Source organism: Streptomyces sp. NPDC019396, from assembly GCF_040632375.1.
GTDB lineage: Bacteria > Actinomycetota > Actinomycetes > Streptomycetales > Streptomycetaceae > Streptomyces.
Genome location: NZ_JBEYBS010000006.1, coordinates 58,626 through 76,470, shown reverse-complemented (window position 1 = coordinate 76,470; position 17,845 = coordinate 58,626). Strand labels below are relative to the sequence as shown.

Here is a 17,845-nt window from a genome sequence, read left to right as displayed (position 1 = left end):
ACTGGGCGGTTCCCGGCCGGAATCGAACGGGCCCGGACGAGCCCGGGGGTGCCCGAGCGGGCCGGACAGGTCCGGGCAGGCTGGACAGACCTGGGCGGGCAGGGTCCACGAAACCGCAGCGTCCCCCGCACACCGGCGAGCGGCATGTCGGCTGGATGGCATTCGTGTGACATCAGGGGCCATGGACACGACTGCACTCACAGGCGTGAATAGGGTCCGAAGAGTCCGAAGAGATCACCGGCCCCGACGACTTGGAGCACTTCGTGCAGCGCAGAATCCTCCTCCCGAGCGCACTCGCGGCCACGCTGATGCTGGCGATCCCGGCATCGGCGGCCGACTCCGCACCCGGGGCACCGGGGATCGGAGACCCCTACTACCCGGCCAGCGGCAACGGCGGATACGACGTCTCGCACTACGATCTGCGGTTGAGGTACCAGCCGCAGACCGACCTGCTGGAGGGCACGGCGACCCTGCTCGCCACCGCCAGGCAGAACCTGTCCCGGTTCAACCTCGACTTCGGGCTGAAGGCCAGTGAGGTCAGGGTCAACGGGAAGAAGGCGGCCTTCGCCGCCACCGGCGCCCACGAGCTGGAGATCACCCCGTCCGCACCGCTGGCGAAGGGCGCACCGGTCTCGGTGGTGGTGAAGTACGCCGGGAAGCCGTCGGAGCTGAAGATCGACGGCTACACCGCATGGCTCCGCACCCCTGACGGGGGCGTCGCCGCGGGTGAGCCGGAATCGTCCGTGTGGTGGTTCCCAGCCAACGACCATCCTCTGGACAAGGCGACGTACGACATCTCGGTGTCCGTGCCGGACGGGACACAGGCGATCAGCAACGGTGTGCTGCTGTCCCAGTCCTCACGTCTGGGCTGGACCCGCTTCAACTGGCGGTCGAACAAGCCGCAGGCGACGTATCTGGCCACGCTCGCCGTCGGCAAGTTCGACATCACGACCGACAAGACCGCGAAGGGCCTCCCGGTCGTCAACGCCTACAGCGTGGACCTCGGCGACAACGCGGGCGCGGCACGCGCGAGCGTCGAGCGCACCGTCGAGGCGGCGGAGTGGCTGGAGGAGGTCTTCGGCCCCTATCCGTTCAACGCTCTCGGCGGCTATGTGCCGAACGTGCCCACCGGATACGCCCTGGAGACGCAGACCCGCCCGTTCTACAGCCCGCGCCAGTTCGCGAACGGCGCGAACGTCTCGGTGGTGGTGCACGAGCTGGCCCACCAGTGGTACGGGGACAGTGTCTCGGTCAAGGGCTGGAAGGACATCTGGGTCAACGAGGGCTTCGCGCGCTACAGCCAGTGGCTGTGGTCGGAGAAGGAGGGCGAGGGCACGGCGCAGGAGCTGGCGGACTACGTCTACGCCCAGCATCCGGCGGACGACCCGTTCTGGACGGTGAAGCCGGGTGATCCCGGCGCGGAGAAGCAGTTCGACCTCGCGGTGTACGACCGTGGCGCGGCGGCGCTCCAGGCTCTGCGGGTCGAGATCGGCGACGAGGACTTCTTCGCCGTCCTCAAGGGCTGGCCGACGGCGAAGGCGAACGGGAACGCGGAGGTCGCCGACTTCGTGGAGTACGCCGAGAAGGTCTCGGGCAAGCCGCTCGCCGCGCTCTTCGACACCTGGCTGTACCAGCCTTCCAAGCCCGCCCAGCCGACCGGGGGTGCGGCCTCGGCGCGGGCTGCGCGCAAGGACGCGGGTACCGCTCACCAGCCCAGGTCCTGGAAGCAGATCGCGTCGACGAACACGGTCCACGACCACGGTGGGCGGCACGGCCGCTGACGACCGTGGAGCTCAGGCGTCGTCGGGCCCGGTCCGGGTTCGGCGACGCCTCGCCTGTGGCGACCGGGATCCTGGTCGCGACAGCAGCGGGTGCCGGGTAGCGCACTCCGTGCGCGCGACATCGCCGTAGGCGCCGATGCGCCGTCCGCCGCACAGCCGGCCGGTTCACCGATCGGCCGGCCCGCACTGTTGTCGCTGGGCACCCACGGCGCGGGCGACGCGAATCCGTCAGCCGTGGCGCGTCCGTTTCCCGCACGCTCGGCTTCGGCATCACGACGCCTCAGGGCCGTGCAGGTGCGGCGGTCCTCGTGTTCACGAAGCCGCCCGCGCACCGAGCCGGGCCGCCCGGCGCGCCTCGCGGGCGAGGGGAAGATACCGAAGTCTTTCGGGAAGCAGGGGCACCACGGCCCGTACGGCGCGGCCGAGCCGACGCAGCCGTCGCTCCTGCCGGTCCGTCCATGGCAGACCTATCGCCTCGCGGGCGTCGGGTGGCATCAGCCCGATGGTGACGAAGCGCCGGAAGCGCGCGAACCCCGGCCTCAGTACCGGCCAGCCCCACCTCAGCAGCAGTCGCAGCGACAGCGGGCCCCGGTCGACGGGCGGAATGGGACGGTCGGTGGCGACGAGGTCGCGGACGACGGCGGTGGCTTCGAGCTCGTCGGCGAGGACCTTGCGGTAGTAGGGCCAGAACTCCTCGACGGTGCCTGGCATATCCCGGTCGTGGATGCCGAGGATCCGGCCGACCTGGAGCCACTCCGCGTAGAGCCGCCGCTCCTGTGCGCCGGTGAGCGGGCGGTACAGATAGCGGCAGGCGTGCTGGTAGACGGGGAAGCCGGTGGCGTGGACCCAGGCGTAGTTCTCCGGACTGAGCGCGTGGTAGCGGCGGCCCCGGCTGTCGGTGCCCTGGATGGTCCGGTGCAGCGCGCGCAGCCGCCGGCCTTCCTCCGCCGCCGCCTCGCCGCCGTACACCCACAGCTGGAGCGAGCGCAGGGAGCGCTCGCCCCGGCCCCAGGGGTCGGTGCGGAAGACGGAGTGCTCGTCGACTCCGGCGCCCACAGCGGGGTGCGCGACCTGCATGGTCAGCGCCGCCGGCAGCATCAGCAGGCCGCGGATGTCTCCCGTGAGGCTCCACAGCATCCCGCCGACGGGTGGTGGCACCGGATCCGGCCTGCGCATCCCGGGCCTCCCAGGGTGGGTCGTCGGGCGGGCCCGCGGGCCCGGCCCCTGTGGTTCCAGTATGCGATCACACGGCGCTCACGGCCGCCGCTCAGGGGTATCCGGAGTTGTCCGGACAAGTTCGCTTGATCGAGATGCTTCCGCAAGAAAACCGGTGCCTGGAGGCTACCCCGAAGTAACTGCCGCTGCTTTGATGTGCGCGCTGGTTCATCTCCAGCCAAACCCCCCACCCATAAACGGGAGTTCATGTGGCGCGTTTCTCGCTTCGCCGTGTCTGCGGCGCTGCCCTCTCCACGGCCCTCACGGCCGTCGCCCTGGCCGCGGCCACCCCGTCGGCCGAGGCCTCGGCCGGCGCCGCCGCGGCGCCTTCCATGAAGGTGCTGACGTACAACGCCTTCCTGTTCAGCAAGACTCTGTACCCGAACTGGGGCCAGGACCACCGCGCCCGGGCGATCCCCGCGGCCTCCTTCTTCCAGGGCCAGGATGTCGTCGTGCTCCAGGAGGTGTTCGACAACTCCTCCTCCGAGGCGCTGATGCGGAACGCGTCCGCGCAGTACCCGTACCAGACCCCGGTGCTCGGCCGCTCCAAGAGCGGCTGGGACGCCACCGGCGGTTCGTACTCGTCACTGACGCCGGAGGACGGCGGTGTCACGGTCCTCAGCAAGTGGCCGATCCTCCGCAAGGAGCAGTACGTCTACAAGGACGCCTGCGGTGCCGACTGGTGGTCCAACAAGGGCTTCGTCTACGTCGTCCTGAACGTCAACGGCGCGAAGGTGCACGTGGTCGGCACACATGCGCAGTCCACGGACCCGGGCTGCGGCTCCGGCGAGGCGGCCATGATGCGCAGCCGTCAGTTCAAGGCGATGGACGCCTTCCTCGACGCCAAGAACATCCCGACGTCCGAGCAGGTCATCGTGGCGGGTGACTTCAACGTGGACTCCCGCACCTCCGAGTACGCCACGATGCTCAGCGACGCCGGCCTGGCCGGCGCGGACGCCCGCACCGGCCACCCGTACTCCTTCGACACCCAGGACAACTCGATCGCCGCCGACCGCTACCCGGACGACCCGCGCGAGGACCTGGACTACGTGCTGCACCGCACGGGCCACGCCAGGCCGTCCGGCTGGACGAACGCGGTCGTCAAGGAGCAGACCGCGCCCTGGACGGTCACCAGTTGGGGCAAGGACTACACCTACAGCAACCTCTCGGACCACTACCCCGTGACGGGGTCCGCGTCCTAGGACGCCGAGGGCCGCCACAGCCGAAGCGCCTCTCCCGCTCCCGGGCGGGAGAGCCTTCGGCGGCGGTGCGGACGAACCGCGGTGCGGTCGGCTACCGGTATACCAGCGCGACGTTGCAGACATAGAGCCCCACCACGGCGATCACGCACAGCAGCACCACCCAGGAGCCGACGCCCGTGTGCCGGCGACTGCCCCGGTACCGCGTCTCCAGGGATCGCTCGGGCCGCGCGGAACGCCTCGGGACCGGCGCGGATGGCGTGGTCTCCACCGCGGCCTCGGCCAGCAGCCGACGGCATATCGCCGCCAGTGCGGCCGTCCCCGCCGTGAGACCGGCGACCGCCTCCGAGCGCGCCGGCGCGGTGGTGCCACCGTCCAGGATGCGGCCCGCGCGCAGCAGTATCTCGTCCCGGCCGCCGCTCGGCGCGAGGCTGATCCAGCGCTGGACATGGTCTCCCCGGATGACCACGCCCCCCGCGCGGTCCCGGTACACCGTGTGCTCACGCCACAGGACGTCGGCCAACTCCGTCGCGGTCTCTCTCAGTTGCGCGCTCATGCGCCGCCTCCCCCTTCTCTCCGCCCCATCGGCACGGCCGAGCACCGCACTCTAGCGCCCCCTACGGCTCGTGGTCGTAGACCGTCACGGCGATACCCCGTGCCATGAGGCGCTGCTCTATCAGCGGCTCCACCCTCGCCCATGAGCCACCCGCGAGGCCACAGCCGATACGGGGCATATGAGCCGAGGCCCCGAGCCTGGCCGCCTCGTCGGCCAGCGTCCCGAGTGCCGTGCCGATGGCCTCGTACCGCACCGGCGGGCCCTTGCTGCCCGTACGTATCCCCCGCTGTCCGACCATGTTCGCCACCCATGTGTACGTGCCGACCTGGACGAACTGCACCGCCCCCAGCCCGAAGTCGTTGCCGGCCCGCCCGCGGTGCCAGCGCCGGTAGGCCGCCTCCGGCTCCGGCCAGCGGCGGGACAGCGCCAGGACGAAGCCCTTGCCCCAGCCGCCCAGGTCGTTGCAGACATGCGCGATGACCTTGACTCCCCTGCCGTGCGGCACGGTCGCATCGCCCCGCACATACGTGATCGCCGTCATCCTCACCTCCCCAGTGTGCGGCAACCATACGGAGCACCACTGACATCCCGAGGCGCACTTCTAGAGCCCCCTCCTCGGGCCGCCCGGACATGGACGGCAGCCGTACACGACAGGCCGGTTGGTGCGGCATCGCCTGTGGATTTCCGGGTCGGTCCCAACCACCCTGGCCGAGCGCCGTAGATGGTCAGTCAGGCAGGGCGAGACTCGGGTTTCCGGCCCCAGGCGGTCAGCATGCCGCCCGAGAGGGCGGCGCATTCGTCGGAGTCCAGGTATCCGATGGCCTTGTCGATGCCTGCCTCGTCGACCAGGCCGGTGGCGAGCATCGCCGCTCTGCTCCGTTCCCACGTGTCCGCCCAGAATCGGCTGATGGGGCTGCCCGTCAGCAGCGGGGGCACATGGATCTCGGCGGCGACGGGTACGAGACCCGCCCCGCGCAGCAGGTGCGGGTACGACGGCACCCAGGAGACATCGGTGCCGATGGTGTCCCGCAGCCCCTGCCACATCGCCCGCATCACCGCGGTGTACGGCGTGCCGGGGGTGCGGTCGCTCGTCAGGTCGACGGCGTCGCTGAGCACCAGCACACCGCCGGGCGCGACGAGTTCGGTCAGCGCCGTGATCACGCGGTCGTGCTCGGGCAGGTGCATCAGCACGAAGCGCGCGTGGACGAGCCGGAAGCGTCCGGGGTCGAAGTCCGGGGCGGTGACATCGGCTTCCAGCACGTCGAGCCCGGGTCGCCGGGTGAGGAAACGCGGGTCGCGGTCCACGGCCAGCACGTTCGCCACCCCGGCCTCGTCCAGAAGCCGGCGCGCGACCGTGCCCGTGCCCGCACCCACGTCGAGGCAGTGCCACCCCGGGCCGACCCCGAGTGCTCGCAGGCGCGCCATGGTGATGTCGTCGTAGGCGAGGGCGCCGAAGTCGATGCGCGCACCCTCACCCTCCTGATCGGGCCGGAAGACGGCCCGGCCGTACCGGCCGTCACTCCGCGCGTCGTCGTGCGGGGCGGGAGTCACGCCGCCGAGGTCACACGGCGGGCGGCGCCGAGCCCGGGGCGCCGGACCGGCATGTCGTCGAACGGCTTCATGGCCGGGCCTCTTCACGCGATGGGGCGGTGCCGGGCGGCCGTCCCGAAGCGGCCACCGCACCGATCCTCCACCGGCGGCCACGCGGACGGCCGAGGCGCGCCGTGCCTGAGCCGATCGGCCCAAGGGCCGCTCACGTTCAGCGGGGCCGCCTGCCTTCGCCGTCCCCCTCGGCCGTCGGGTCGGCTACGTACACTGACGGGCATGGCATGCCGCATAAGTGAGCTGGTCATCGACTGCGCCGACCCTGACCGGCTCGCCGCGTTCTGGAGCAAGGTCCTCGGCTATGCCGAACTCGGTCGCGAGGACGACGGAAGCATCGAGATCGGGCCGCAGGACGCCGCACACGGCCTGCCCACCCTCGTCCTCAGCCCCAGCAGCGCCCCGCGGACCGGGAAGCTCCAACTGCACATCGACGTCAGTGCCACCGACCGCGACCAGGACGCCGAGTTGGAGCGGCTGCTCGTTCTCGGCGCCAGACCCGTCGACGTCGGCCAGACCGGCGCCGAGAGCTGGCACGTCCTGGCCGACCCGGAAGGCAACGAATTCTGCCTCCTGCGCACCCGGCTCCAGCCCCTCTGACCACGTGCCTCCCGTCGCCGGACCGCGCGGCCGTCCGCGTGGGGGGCAGCACGGCCGTACGAGCGCAGCACGGCCTCGTCGAGGAGCACCCCCCAGTGCCCTCCACCGCCTCGGTGAGGGGGCTCGCCACAGTCGAGCGCCACATCGGGCAGCGCACCGACGGGCCGCGGCCACCGGTCACACCCGGCTCGAGCCTGTCCCAGCACTTTCACAACACTGGTGAGACAGCAATACTGTTCCACTGCGACCGGAACGTGCGCGGAACGAGGGAGACCATGGCGACCGAGACCGATGAGCCGACGCTCACCGTCGACGAACTGGCCGCCCGCGCCGGGGTCACCGTGCGCACCATCCGGTTCTACAGCACCCGTGGACTGCTGCCGCCCCCGGTGATCGGCCCCCGCCGCGTCGGGCACTACGGGTCCGGCCATCTCTCGCGGCTGGCGCTGATCGAGGAGCTCCAGCACCAGGGGATGACGCTGGCGGCGATCGAGCGCTATCTCGAGCAGCTGCCGGCCGATCTCAGCGCGCGTGATCTGGCGATCCACCGGGCCCTGGTGTCGTCGTGGACGCCGGAGTCTGCCGACGAGGTGTCCCGGGAGGATCTCGAGCAGCGGGCGGGGCGGGGTCTGTCGGACCAGGACATCGGTCGGCTGGCGGCCATGGGTGTGCTTGACCGCACGGCGGAGCCCGACGTGTACCGGCTGGACGGGGGTCTGCTGAGGCTCGGGATCGAGCTGCTGGACGTACCCATCCCCCATGAGACGCTCCTGGCAGCCCGCACGGCCCTGCTCGAGCACGCCCGTGCCGCCGCGCACGAGATGAGCCGTCTGTTCCAGGACGAGGTGTGGAGTCCGTACCGTGAGCGTGAGTCGGACGCCGATCATGTCGCCGCGATGAAGTCGCTGTCGGCCCATATGCAGCCGATGGTGGTCCAGGCCCTGGTGACGGCCTTCCAGCGCTCGTTGCGCCAGGAACTGCGCGAGGCGTTCGGCACCGGTCCGACCCGCTCGCGGCCGGCCGGGCCCGCTGTCAGTGGTGACCTCTAGTGTCGTGATCGACAGGGGCAGGCGTCCGGTCGGCCCCAGGGCGAGGGGGGCACCATGCGGTTCGCACAGCTGACGCCCGGTGGGCTCTATGTCATGCGGACGTACCGTCCGGACTGGGAGCTGACCCTGATCCGGGTGAGCTCGTCCCCGCATCTGTGGCGGTGGAACGAGAAGCGGTGGTCCTACGAAGTGGCCGAGGACGCCCGCAGGGTCGACCTCAGGAAGCGTGTCGGCTATCTCGCCGTGGCGCCTCCGGCCGCGTGGCCGGAGAGCGACGGGGTGGGCGGGATGCTGCGCCGGGGCATCCAGCGCTGGGCCCGCCCGATGGCCGCGCTGCGCTTCCCGCTGCCGGATCCCTCGGTCAGCCGTGTGGCCTGGCATGATCTGCCGACCCACGAGGAGGAGATGTCCTGGATGGTCTTCGCGCCAGGGGACATCGTCTGCCCGTACACCTCACCGGAGGAGTTCGAGCAGCGCATACGGGACCGGATGACGGTGCTGGGTGCGGCACAGGGGCCGGTCTTCCAGCCGCCTCCCCCGGGCAGCCTCGCACCCACCGACGTCCACCGCGCGGCGCTTCGGCTGGATGTGCTGGCGGAGCTCCTTGAGCGCATACCCGACCCCCAGCCCTGACGGGCGTTCCGCACACGGCGGAGGACGGACCCGCGGTGAGGCAGGTCCGTCCCTCGCTACGCGGCAGGTGAGCCCTGTCAGGCGTCGATGAAGGTCTCGCCCTTCTCCGCCTTCTCGACGAGCAGCGCGGGCGGTGCGAAGCGCTCGCCATACGTCGTCGCCAGCTCGCGCGCCCGGGCTACGAAGCCGGGCAGGCCGCCCTCGTAGCCGTTGATGTACTGGAGCACGCCACCCGTCCAGGCGGGGAAGCCGATGCCCATGATGGAGCCGATGTTGGCGTCGGCGACCGTGATCAGTACGCCTTCCTCAAGGCAGCGGACGGTGTCCAGCGCCTCGGAGAAGAGCATCCGCTCCTTCATGTCCTTGAACGGGACGTCCACACCCGGCTTGCCGAAGTGCTCCCGCAGGCCGGGCCAGAGCCCGGCCCGCTTGCCTTCGGCGTAGTCGTAGAATCCGGCGCCACCGCTGCGGCCGGTGCGGCCGAACTCGTCCACCAGACGGTCGATCACGGCGTCCGCCGGGTGCCCGGTCCAGGTGCCGCCGGCCTCCTCGACGGCCCGCTTCGACTCGTTGCGGATCTTGCGCGGAAGCGTCAGCGTCAGCTCGTCCATCAGGGACAGCACCTTCGCCGGGTAGCCGGCCTGCGCCGCGGCCTGCTCGATCGACGCGGGCTCGATACCCTCGCCGATCATCGCGACGCCCTCGTTGATGAACTGACCGATGACGCGGGAGGTGAAGAAGCCGCGGGAGTCGTTGACGACGATCGGGGTCTTGTTGATCTGGCGCACCAGGTCGAAGGCACGGGCCAGCGCCTCGTCACCGGTGCGCTCGCCCTTGATGATCTCGACCAGCGGCATCTTGTCGACGGGCGAGAAGAAGTGCAGTCCGACGAAGTCGACCGGGCGGTCCACGCCCTCCGCGAGGAGGGTGATCGGCAGCGTGGAGGTGTTGGAGCAGAGCAGGGCGTCCGGCTCCACGATGTCCTGGATCTCCTGGAACACCTTGTGCTTGAGCGACGAGTCCTCGAAGACCGCCTCGATCACCGCGTCGCAGCCCGCGAGGTCCGCCGGGTCGCCGGTCGGGGTGATCCGGGCGAGCAGCGCGTCACGCTTGGCCTCGGTGGTGCGTCCACGGCTCAGTGCCTTGTCGAGCAGCTTCACCGAGTAGTCCTTGCCACGCTGGGCGGCGTCGATGCCGACGTCCTTGAGGACGACCTCGATACCGGCCCTGGCGCAGGAGTACGCGATGCCCGCGCCCATCATCCCGGCGCCGAGCACGGCCACCTTGCGGACCTGGCGCGGCTCGATGCCCTTGGGCCGGCTGGCGCCGGAGTTGACGGCCTGGAGGTCGAAGAAGAACGCCTGGATCATGTTCTTCGCGGTCTGGCCGGTGAGCAGCTCGGTGAAGTAGCGCGCTTCGATGACCTGGGCGGTCTCGAAGTCCACCTGGGAGCCCTCGACCGCGGCGGCGAGGATGTTGCGCGGAGCCGGGTAGGGGGCGCCGTTCAGCTGCTTCTTCAGGTTGGCCGGGAAGGCGGGCAGATTGGCGGCGAACTTCGGGTTCGACGGCGTGCCGCCCGGGATCTTGTAGCCCTTGACATCCCAGGGCTGCTGCGACTCGGGGTGCGCGTCGATGAAGGCCCGTGCCTTGGCCAGCATCTCCTCGGGGGTGGCGGCGACCTCGTGGACGAGGCCGTTCTCCAGCGCCCGCTGCGGCGCGTACTGGGTGCCCTGGAGGAGCACCTTCAGCAGCGCGTCGGCGATGCCCATGAGCCGTACGGTGCGGGTGACACCGCCACCGGCGGGAAGCAGGCCGAGGGTCACCTCGGGCAGGCCGAGCTTGGAGCCGGGCGCGTCGAGGGCGATGCGGTGGTGGCAGGCGAGGGCGATCTCGTAACCGCCGCCGAGCGCGGTGCCGTTGATGGCGGCGACGACGGGCTTGCCGAGGGTCTCGATGCGACGCAGGGCATGCTTGATGCCCATGCCCCGGTCGAAGGTCTCCTGTGCGTGCTCGGGGCCGACCTGGATCATGTCCTTGAGGTCGCCGCCCGCGAAGAACGTCTTCTTGGCGGAGGTGAAGATGATGCCGCGGATCGCGTCCTTCTCGGCCTCAGCGCGGTCGGCGATGGCCGCGATGGACTCCTGGAAGGCCCGGTTCATGGTGTTGGCGGACTGGTTGGGGTCGTCGAGGACGAGGGTGACGACCCCGGTCTCGTCCTGCTCCCAGCGGATGGTGGAGCTCGTCGGCGTTGCTGTCATTGCTGCTTCTCCGTATGCGGGAAGGATCAGGGGCGGGAGGGACGGGACGCTCAGATGCGCTCGACGATGGTGGCGATGCCCATGCCGCCGCCGACGCACAGCGTGGCCAGGCCGTAGCGCTTGTCCTGGCGCTCCAGCTCGTCGATGAGCGTGCCGAGGATCATCGCCCCGGTGGCGCCCAGGGGGTGGCCGAGCGCGATCGCTCCGCCGTTGACGTTGACCTTGTCCAGGGAGAGCCCCATGTCCTCGACGAAGCGCAGGACGACCGCGGCGAACGCCTCGTTGATCTCGACCAGGTCGATGTCGTCGATGGTCAGCCCGGCCTTCGCGAGAGCCTTGCGGGTGGCGGGCGCCGGTCCCGTGAGCATGATGGTGGGCTCGGAGCCGGAGACCGCGGCCGAGACGATCCGGGCGCGGGGCCTGAGCCCGTAGCGCTCGCCGACCTCCTTGGAGCCGATCGCCACGAGCGAGGCGCCGTCCACGATGCCGGAGGAGTTGCCCGCGTGGTGGACGTGGTCGATCTTCTCCACCCAGTGGTATTCCTGGAGCGCGACGGCGTCGAACCCGCCCATGTCGCCGATCGTCGCGAACGACGGCTTGAGCGAGGCCAGCGAGTCCGCCGTGGTGCCCGGGCGCATGTGCTCGTCGTGGTCGAGGACGACCAGCCCGTTGCGGTCCTTGACCGGGACGACGGACCGGTCGAAACGCCCGTCCTTCCAGGCCGCGGCGGCCCGCTCCTGGGAGAGCGCGGCGTACTCGTCGACGTCGCGGCGGGTGAAGCCGCCGATGGTCGCGATCAGGTCGGCGCCGATGCCCTGCGGGGCGAATTTGGTGTCGAAGTTGGTCATCGGGTCGGCGAACCAGGCGCCGCCGTCCGAGCCCATCGGCACGCGGGACATCGACTCGACCCCGCCCGCGAGCACCAGGTCCTCCCAGCCGGAGCGGACCTTCATCGCCGCCATGTTGACGGCTTCCAGGCCCGAGGCACAGAAGCGGTTCTCCTGCACGCCGGCGACGGTGTCGGGCAGTCCGGCGGCAATGGCGGCGATCCGGGCGATGACGGAGCCCTGGTCGCCGACCGGGCCGACGACACCGAGCACGATGTCGTCGACGGCGGCGGGGTCCAGCGACGGGAAGCGGGCCTGGATCTCGTGGATCAGGCCGACGACGAGGTCGATCGGCTTGGTGCCGTGCAGGGCGCCGTTGGCCTTGCCGCGTCCGCGCGGGGTGCGGATCGCGTCGTACACAAACGCTTCGGTACTCAAGACAGAGCCTTTCGCATCACGACTGCGGGGTGCGCAGTCGGGGCGGTCGGGGGTGAGGGTGAGGGTGAGGGGTCGGAAGGCGGATGAGCCGGTACGGCGGGAGAAGCCTGGAGAACGGCACGGCGGTCACGCGAGCAGGGAACGGCCGATGATCTCCTTCATGATCTCGGTGGTGCCGCCGTAGATGGTCTGGATGCGGCCGTCCGTGAACGCCTTGGCGACGCGGTACTCGGTCATGTATCCGTATCCGCCGTGCAGCTGGAGGCAGCGGTCGGCGACCCGCTTCTGCAATTCGGTGGCCCACCACTTGGCCATCGACGCGTGCACGGCGTCGAGTTCCCCCTTGGTGTGGTCCACAATGCAGCGGTCCAGGAACGCCCGCGTGACGGCGCACTCCGTGGCGATCTCCGCGATCTCGAAGCGGATGTGCTGGAGCTTGGCCAGCGGCCGTCCGAAGGCCTCGCGCTCCTTCACGTACCGCGTGGTGATCTCCAGCAGGTTCTCGGCGGCGGCGATTCCGGCGACGGCGATGTTCAGTCGCTCCTGGGCGAGGTTGGTCATCAGATGTCCGAACGCGCCATTGAGCTCCCCGAGCAGGTTCTCCTTGGGCACCCGTACGTCGTTGAAGAACAGCTCGGCGGTGTCCTGCGCCTTCTGGCCGATCTTGTCGAGGTTGCGACCCCGCTCGAAGCCCTCCATACCCCGCTCCACGACCAGCAGGGACAGTCCTCTGGCCCCGCCCTCGGGGGTGGTCTTCGCGACGACGATCACGAGGTCGGAGAGGATGCCGTTGGAGATGAACGTCTTGGAGCCGTTCAGCAGCCAGTGGTCACCGCGGTCCTCGGCCATGGTGCGGATGCCCTGGAGGTCGGAGCCCGCGCCCGGTTCGGTCATGGCGATGGCGGTGATGATCTCGCCGGTGCAGAACCCCGGCAACCAGCGCCGCTTCTGGTCGTCGGTGGCCAGGGAGGTGAGGTACGGGCCGATGACGTCGTTGTGCAGGCCCACGGCGAGCCCGGCGACACCGGCCCGGGTGAACTCCTCGGCCAGTACGGCGCTGTAGCGGAAGTCCGTGGTCCCGCCGCCGCCGTACTCCTCGGGCACGGCGAGACCGAGCAGTCCCTGCCTGCCCGCGGCCAACCACGCGGCGCGCGGGACGATGCCGTCCTGCTCCCACTGCTCGTAGTGCGGCAGCACCTCCTTGCCGAGGAAGGTGCGGACCGTCTCGCGGAATGCGTCGTGCTCGGCGCCGAAGATCTGCCGCTTCATCGCGCTGCCCCCAGTTCCACCAGGTCGTTCGTCGGTTGCGTCGGTTCCACAAGGTCGTTCGTCTGCTGCGTCGGTCGCGTCAGCCCCATCACTTCGCCCCGCCCCGGTCCAGGACGCTCGGTACGTCCCAGTCGCGTGCGACCTCCTCGGCGTCCGCGCCGGGCTGGGCCGGCCCGCGGCGCACCCCGCCCGGTGTGGCGGAGAACCGGGGAGCGGGAGCCGGCTGGGTGATGCCCGCGTGGTCGGTGAAGGTGCCACGGGCCGCCAGATGCGGATGGGCCGGTGCCTCGCGCAGGGAGAGCACGGGCGCCACACAGGCGTCGGAGCCCTCGAAGACGGCCGTCCATTCCTCGCGGGTCCTGGTGCGGAAGCGAGCGGCGACGGCTGCGCGCAGGTCGTCCCAGCGGTCGAAATCCTTGCGGGCGGGGACCTCGCCGGTCAGACCGAGCAGCTCGATGAACTCGTCGTAGAACTGCTGCTCGAGGGCCCCGACGGCCATGTACTGCCCGTCCGCGGTCTCGTAGTTCCCGTAGAACGGGCAGCCGCCGTCGAGGAGGTTGCTGCCGCGGCGGTCCTGCCAGCCGCCCGCCGCCACCATTCCGTGGATCATGGTGGCGAGATGGGCCGCCCCGTCGACGATTGCGGCGTCCACCACCTGGCCCGAGCCTCCTGGGGTGCGGGCGTGCTGGAGTGCGGCGAGCAGGCCGATGACGAGGTAGAGCGAGCCTCCCGCGTAGTCGCCCACGAGGTTGGCGGGCAGGACGGGCGGCTCGTCCGGTTTGCCGATCATGCCGAGGGTGCCGGTGATGGCGATGTAGGAGATGTCATGACCGGCCCGCTGAGCGAGCGGGCCGTCCTGGCCCCAACCGGTCATCCGTCCGTACACCAGCCTGGGGTTACGGGCGTGGCAGTGGTCGGGGCCGACACCGAGGCGCTCGGCGACGCCTGGCCGGTAGCCCTCGATCAGCACATCGGCGCGCTCGACCAGATCGAGCACCCGCCCGGCACCGCCATCTGCCTTGAGGTCGATCAGTACGGACCTTTTGTTGCGGTTCGTGAGGTCATATGCCGGGTCGATGGCCAGTCCCGCACCGCCGGGGCGGTCGACCCGTACGACATCGGCACCGAGGTCGGCGAGCAGCATCGCGGCGAACGGACCGGGTCCGATTCCGGCCAATTCGACCACACGCACCCCTGCGAGCGGTCCGCCCTGCGGACCGTTCTCTGTGGCTGCCATCAAGCCCCCAGCACTATGACACAACTGATGTAACATCAGTGATGTTAAGAACGTGTTCCACTCCGCACAAGCCCCTGAGGCGAGCAAGCGCTTGGTTTTTCTCGGGCCCGGGCCGGATCCCCAGGGTCAGCGGGCCGCGTCGAGCTGAGCGACCAGCTTCTTCGGAGCGATCGCGCGATAGCTCTCCCCCACCCAGTCGCACAGCACCTCGGCAGTGGGAGCGCCCTTCCCGCCCAGCGGGACCTGCACCCAGCCGGCTTTGCCGAGGCCGTAACCGGACGGCTGGGCTCCCGGGCAGGACAGGGCGTGCGCATGCAGGACCTCGTCCTTCAGCTTCACCCCGACGCCCAGCGGATGACTCCCGTCGGTCACCCCTATGAAGACGAAGACCTTCTTGTTGACCTTCGCCACCGTCTCACCCCAGGGGAACTCCTCGGTGGCCCCGGGCAGGCCCAGGGCAAAGGACCGCACCTTCTCCCATTTCGCCATCGCCGTCTTCGGTGGTGCCGCCATCTGGTCCTCCCGGTCGCGCGGACGCGCACGGCTCACGCTAGCCTCGCCCATCGGCATCGGCGCGGGGCATAGCCCCGTGTCCGTTCGATCAGCCCGTCGGGATCGGCCGGACGAGGCCCGGAGCAGCAGCTGAAGGGGTCAGCGTGAACAGGCAGAACGAGTCGGAGCGGCCGTACGACATCGTGCTCTTCGGAGCGACCGGCTTCGTCGGTACGCTCACCGCCGAGTACCTCGCCGCACACGCGCCGCAGGGCTGCCGCTGGGCTGTCGCCGGACGCAGCCGGGCCAAGCTGGAGCAGCTCCGCCATCGACTCGCGGAGGTCCACCCCGGCTGCGAGGACCTGCCCCTGATCGTCGCCGACGCCTCGGATTCGGCGGCGCTGCGTGAGCTCGCCGAGTCCACGCACGTGGTGGCCACGACCGTGGGCCCGTACGTCTGGTACGGAGAGCCACTGGTGGCCGCCTGCGCCGAGGCGGGCACGGACTACGCCGACCTCACGGGTGAGCCCGAATTCGTGGACACGATGTTCGTGCGGCATGACGCCAGGGCCCGTGAGACCGGGGCCCGGATCGTCCATTCGTGTGGATTCGACTCGGTACCGCACGACCTGGGGGCGTATTTCACGGTTCAGCAGCTGCCCGAGGACGTGCCGTTGCGTGTGGACGGATTCGTGCGCGCGGGAGGGCTGATCTCCGGTGGCACCCTGGCCTCCGCGATCACCGCGATGGGGCGCCAGCGCCATGCTCTGAGTGCCGCGCGTGAGCGGCGGCTGCACGAACCCCGGCTGGTGGGCCGCAGGGCGGGGTCCCCGCCGGCCGTACCCCGGTTCAGCAAGGAGACCGGCACCTGGGCGCTGCCGCTGCCCACCCTGGACCCGCAGGTGGTGACCCGCTCGGCACGGCGGCTTCGCCGCTACGGTCCCGACTTCCAGTACCGGCACTACGCCTCGGTCAAGACGCTCCCCATGGCACTCGGCGCCCCCCTCGCACTCGGCGCCCTCGCGGCGCTGGTCCAGATCCCGCCCGCCCGCACCTGGCTGATGAGCCGATACGAGCCTGGGCGCGGACCGAGCGCCGAGCAGCGTGAACGGAGCTGGTTCCAGATCCGCTTCGTCGGCGAAGGCGGCGGGCAGCGGGTCTTCACGGAGGTCTCGGGCGGCGATCCGGGCTATGGCGAGACGGCGAAGATCCTCGCCGAGTGCGCCCTCAGCCTCGCGTTCGACGAACTGCCGCCGGCCGCGGGCCAGGTCACCACAGCAGTCGCGATGGGCGACGCACTGCTGGAGCGGCTGCGCGCGGCGGGAATCACCTTCCGGGTCGCCGACCGGCGCTGAGGGGCAGGCCGCTGCGGGTGGGCGGGACGCCGGGAAACCCCTTGATCCACTCTTCTACTCTGGAGGGATGACACCAGAGCTCCGACTGGAGAAGATCACCGCAGCGAACATCGACACCGCTCTCGGCATCCGGGTGCGCCCGGACCAGGAGCACCGGGTCGCTCCGGTGGTGAAGTCGCTCGCCGAAGCCTATGTGCACCCGGAGGCCTGGCCCCGGCTGATCGTCGACGGCGACCGGGCGGTCGGGTTCCTCATGGCCTTCTTCGACACCGACTGGACCGCCGGCGGAACAGGCACCGACATACGCTCGGGGCTCTGGCGCCTGAACATCGCCGCCGGTGAACAGGGCCGTGGCTACGGGCGCTTCGCGGTCGAGTCCGTGGCCGCCGAGATCCGCCGCCGCAGCGGCAGCCGCCTCACCACCACCTGGCACCCCGGCGAGGACGGCCCCGGAGCGTTCTACCTCGGGCTCGGGTTCCGGCCGACGGGCGAGGATAGCGGCGGCCAGACCGTCGGCGAGCTTGATCTGACGGCCTCCCCGGCAGCTGACGGGGCGTAGCGTTCAGGCTGTCGCCGCGCGCAGGGCGCGGCGGCACAGCGCATCCGCCCGCCGGGTCGACTCAGGGAGCCGGAAGTCCCGTGCCAGGGCGAGCGTATGGGTACAGGCGTTGTCCAGTGAGACGCGGTGCCCGACGGACACGTAGACCGGTTTGACACCGTCCTGGGTGCGCAGTGCCCGTCCGAGTTCCTCGCCGTCGTCCGCGAGCAGCGGTGAGGTGTCCCCGCGGCGGGGGCCCGGGGCGGCGGCAGCGAAGGTGAACGGGTTCTTGGCGACCCCGATCGCGGGAAGGTCCGTCAGCACGCCGAGATGGCTGGCCAGCCCGAAGCGGCGCGGATGCGCGCGGCCGTAGCCGTCGCAGACGACGAGGCCCGGGTCGCTCTTCAGCGACTCCAGGACGGCCAGCACGGTCGGGACCTCGCGGAAGGCAAGCAGCCCCGGTATGTAGGGGAAGTCGACCCGGCCCGTCGCGGTGGCCTCCTCGACCACGGTGAGACTGCCGGCGTCGAGCACCACGGCAGCCGCCACGACGACATCACGCTCGTCGTCATATGCCACGTCGACCCCGGTGACCCGTCCCGTCCCGGGCGGCGGGCCGGTCTCGTCGAGCACGACCCGGGCGCGCAGTTCGTCCTGGATGGCGCGGGCCTCGGCCTCGTCGGCGGGTGTCCTCAGCGTGGTCATGATGGCTCCAGCCTAGGCCGTGCCCGAGCCATGACGCCGCCCGCCCGGGGGGCCGGGCCCGCGGGCGGGACTTCCCGCCCGCGGCCTGGTG

The 17,845-nt window shown here is 70.6% G+C and carries 17 protein-coding genes; 7 read left to right on the top strand and 10 right to left on the bottom strand.

Annotation, left to right across the window (positions count from 1 at the left end; genetic code table 11):
- Window positions 1–263: 263 nt before the first annotated feature.
- Window positions 264–1,781, top strand: coding sequence for a M1 family metallopeptidase (locus ABZ532_RS08860; protein ID WP_361280568.1), 1,518 nt, complete (start codon window positions 264–266; stop codon window positions 1,779–1,781).
- Window positions 1,782–2,093: 312 nt separating this feature from the next.
- On the opposite strand, the gene ABZ532_RS08855 is transcribed toward ABZ532_RS08860, so the two are convergent.
- Entirely contained in the window at window positions 2,094–2,957 is an 864-nt protein-coding gene (locus ABZ532_RS08855) for an oxygenase MpaB family protein (RefSeq protein ID WP_361280567.1), read from the bottom strand.
- Between the two features lie 248 nt (window positions 2,958–3,205).
- Here ABZ532_RS08855 and sph point away from each other — a divergent pair, with 248 nt between their 5' ends.
- Window positions 3,206–4,198 carry a sphingomyelin phosphodiesterase gene (sph, locus tag ABZ532_RS08850; RefSeq protein WP_361280566.1) on the top strand — a complete coding sequence of 331 codons (993 nt, stop codon included), beginning with the start codon at window positions 3,206–3,208 and terminating at the stop codon, window positions 4,196–4,198.
- A 91-nt stretch (window positions 4,199–4,289) separates the two neighbouring features.
- Here sph and ABZ532_RS08845 read toward each other — a convergent pair whose 3' ends face one another.
- From ABZ532_RS08845 to ABZ532_RS08835, 3 genes are all read right to left on the bottom strand, one after another.
- A complete protein-coding gene (locus ABZ532_RS08845) occupies window positions 4,290–4,751 on the bottom strand; it encodes a hypothetical protein (protein WP_361280564.1) in 462 nt (153 codons plus the stop codon).
- Between the two features lie 61 nt (window positions 4,752–4,812).
- Window positions 4,813–5,292, bottom strand: a complete 480-nt coding sequence (locus ABZ532_RS08840; RefSeq protein ID WP_361280563.1) for a macro domain-containing protein — start codon at window positions 5,290–5,292, stop codon at window positions 4,813–4,815.
- 188 nt (window positions 5,293–5,480) lie between these two features.
- Window positions 5,481–6,302 (bottom strand): class I SAM-dependent methyltransferase, encoded by an 822-nt coding sequence (locus tag ABZ532_RS08835; RefSeq protein ID WP_361280562.1) that lies wholly within the window; start codon window positions 6,300–6,302, stop codon window positions 5,481–5,483.
- A gap of 273 nt (window positions 6,303–6,575) precedes the next feature.
- Between ABZ532_RS08835 and ABZ532_RS08830 the strand changes: the two genes are divergently transcribed.
- The 3 genes from ABZ532_RS08830 (at window position 6,576) to ABZ532_RS08820 (ending at window position 8,635) form a co-directional block, all read left to right on the top strand.
- Window positions 6,576–6,953, top strand: coding sequence for a VOC family protein (locus tag ABZ532_RS08830; RefSeq protein WP_361280560.1), 378 nt, complete (start codon window positions 6,576–6,578; stop codon window positions 6,951–6,953).
- A gap of 275 nt (window positions 6,954–7,228) precedes the next feature.
- On the top strand, window positions 7,229–8,002 hold the full coding sequence (locus tag ABZ532_RS08825; protein WP_361280559.1) for a MerR family transcriptional regulator: 774 nt from the start codon (window positions 7,229–7,231) through the stop codon (window positions 8,000–8,002).
- Between the two features lie 54 nt (window positions 8,003–8,056).
- A complete protein-coding gene (locus ABZ532_RS08820) occupies window positions 8,057–8,635 on the top strand; it encodes a hypothetical protein (protein WP_361280558.1) in 579 nt (192 codons plus the stop codon).
- Between the two features lie 77 nt (window positions 8,636–8,712).
- On the opposite strand, the gene ABZ532_RS08815 is transcribed toward ABZ532_RS08820, so the two are convergent.
- The 5 genes from ABZ532_RS08815 to ABZ532_RS08795 form a co-directional block, all read right to left on the bottom strand.
- Complete coding sequence (locus ABZ532_RS08815; RefSeq protein WP_361280557.1) at window positions 8,713–10,893, bottom strand: 3-hydroxyacyl-CoA dehydrogenase NAD-binding domain-containing protein; 2,181 nt, start codon at window positions 10,891–10,893, stop codon at window positions 8,713–8,715.
- Between the two features lie 50 nt (window positions 10,894–10,943).
- Entirely contained in the window at window positions 10,944–12,158 is a 1,215-nt protein-coding gene (locus ABZ532_RS08810) for an acetyl-CoA C-acetyltransferase (RefSeq protein WP_361280556.1), read from the bottom strand.
- Between the two features lie 126 nt (window positions 12,159–12,284).
- Window positions 12,285–13,427, bottom strand: coding sequence for an acyl-CoA dehydrogenase family protein (locus ABZ532_RS08805; protein ID WP_361280555.1), 1,143 nt, complete (start codon window positions 13,425–13,427; stop codon window positions 12,285–12,287).
- An 88-nt stretch (window positions 13,428–13,515) separates the two neighbouring features.
- The gene (locus tag ABZ532_RS08800) at window positions 13,516–14,664 is read right to left on the bottom strand and encodes a CaiB/BaiF CoA-transferase family protein (RefSeq protein ID WP_361280553.1); all 1,149 of its coding nucleotides are present in this window, start codon (window positions 14,662–14,664) and stop codon (window positions 13,516–13,518) included.
- 126 nt (window positions 14,665–14,790) lie between these two features.
- Window positions 14,791–15,177: an MmcQ/YjbR family DNA-binding protein gene (locus ABZ532_RS08795; protein ID WP_361280551.1), complete on the bottom strand. Its 387-nt coding sequence runs from the start codon at window positions 15,175–15,177 to the stop codon at window positions 14,791–14,793.
- A gap of 143 nt (window positions 15,178–15,320) precedes the next feature.
- Between ABZ532_RS08795 and ABZ532_RS08790 the strand changes: the two genes are divergently transcribed.
- Window positions 15,321–16,511: a saccharopine dehydrogenase NADP-binding domain-containing protein gene (locus tag ABZ532_RS08790; RefSeq protein ID WP_361280550.1), complete on the top strand. Its 1,191-nt coding sequence runs from the start codon at window positions 15,321–15,323 to the stop codon at window positions 16,509–16,511.
- 67 nt (window positions 16,512–16,578) lie between these two features.
- Window positions 16,579–17,070: a GNAT family N-acetyltransferase gene (locus tag ABZ532_RS08785; protein WP_361280548.1), complete on the top strand. Its 492-nt coding sequence runs from the start codon at window positions 16,579–16,581 to the stop codon at window positions 17,068–17,070.
- A gap of 3 nt (window positions 17,071–17,073) precedes the next feature.
- Here the strand turns inward: ABZ532_RS08785 and ABZ532_RS08780 are convergent, their stop codons facing one another.
- On the bottom strand, window positions 17,074–17,754 hold the full coding sequence (locus ABZ532_RS08780; protein WP_361280547.1) for an endonuclease V: 681 nt from the start codon (window positions 17,752–17,754) through the stop codon (window positions 17,074–17,076).
- Window positions 17,755–17,845 lie beyond the last annotated feature (91 nt).

Coding starts and splice junctions, on each gene's coding strand:
- ABZ532_RS08855 (WP_361280567.1), bottom strand. CDS start 2,957: ATGCGCAGGCCGGATCCGGTGCCACCACCCGTCGGCGGGATGCTGTGG.
- ABZ532_RS08845 (WP_361280564.1), bottom strand. CDS start 4,751: ATGAGCGCGCAACTGAGAGAGACCGCGACGGAGTTGGCCGACGTCCTG.
- ABZ532_RS08840 (WP_361280563.1), bottom strand. CDS start 5,292: ATGACGGCGATCACGTATGTGCGGGGCGATGCGACCGTGCCGCACGGC.
- ABZ532_RS08830 (WP_361280560.1), top strand. CDS start 6,576: ATGGCATGCCGCATAAGTGAGCTGGTCATCGACTGCGCCGACCCTGAC.
- ABZ532_RS08825 (WP_361280559.1), top strand. CDS start 7,229: ATGGCGACCGAGACCGATGAGCCGACGCTCACCGTCGACGAACTGGCC.
- ABZ532_RS08820 (WP_361280558.1), top strand. CDS start 8,057: ATGCGGTTCGCACAGCTGACGCCCGGTGGGCTCTATGTCATGCGGACG.
- ABZ532_RS08815 (WP_361280557.1), bottom strand. CDS start 10,893: ATGACAGCAACGCCGACGAGCTCCACCATCCGCTGGGAGCAGGACGAG.
- ABZ532_RS08805 (WP_361280555.1), bottom strand. CDS start 13,427: ATGAAGCGGCAGATCTTCGGCGCCGAGCACGACGCATTCCGCGAGACG.
- ABZ532_RS08800 (WP_361280553.1), bottom strand. CDS start 14,664: ATGGCAGCCACAGAGAACGGTCCGCAGGGCGGACCGCTCGCAGGGGTG.
- ABZ532_RS08795 (WP_361280551.1), bottom strand. CDS start 15,177: ATGGCGGCACCACCGAAGACGGCGATGGCGAAATGGGAGAAGGTGCGG.
- ABZ532_RS08785 (WP_361280548.1), top strand. CDS start 16,579: ATGACACCAGAGCTCCGACTGGAGAAGATCACCGCAGCGAACATCGAC.
- ABZ532_RS08780 (WP_361280547.1), bottom strand. CDS start 17,754: ATGACCACGCTGAGGACACCCGCCGACGAGGCCGAGGCCCGCGCCATC.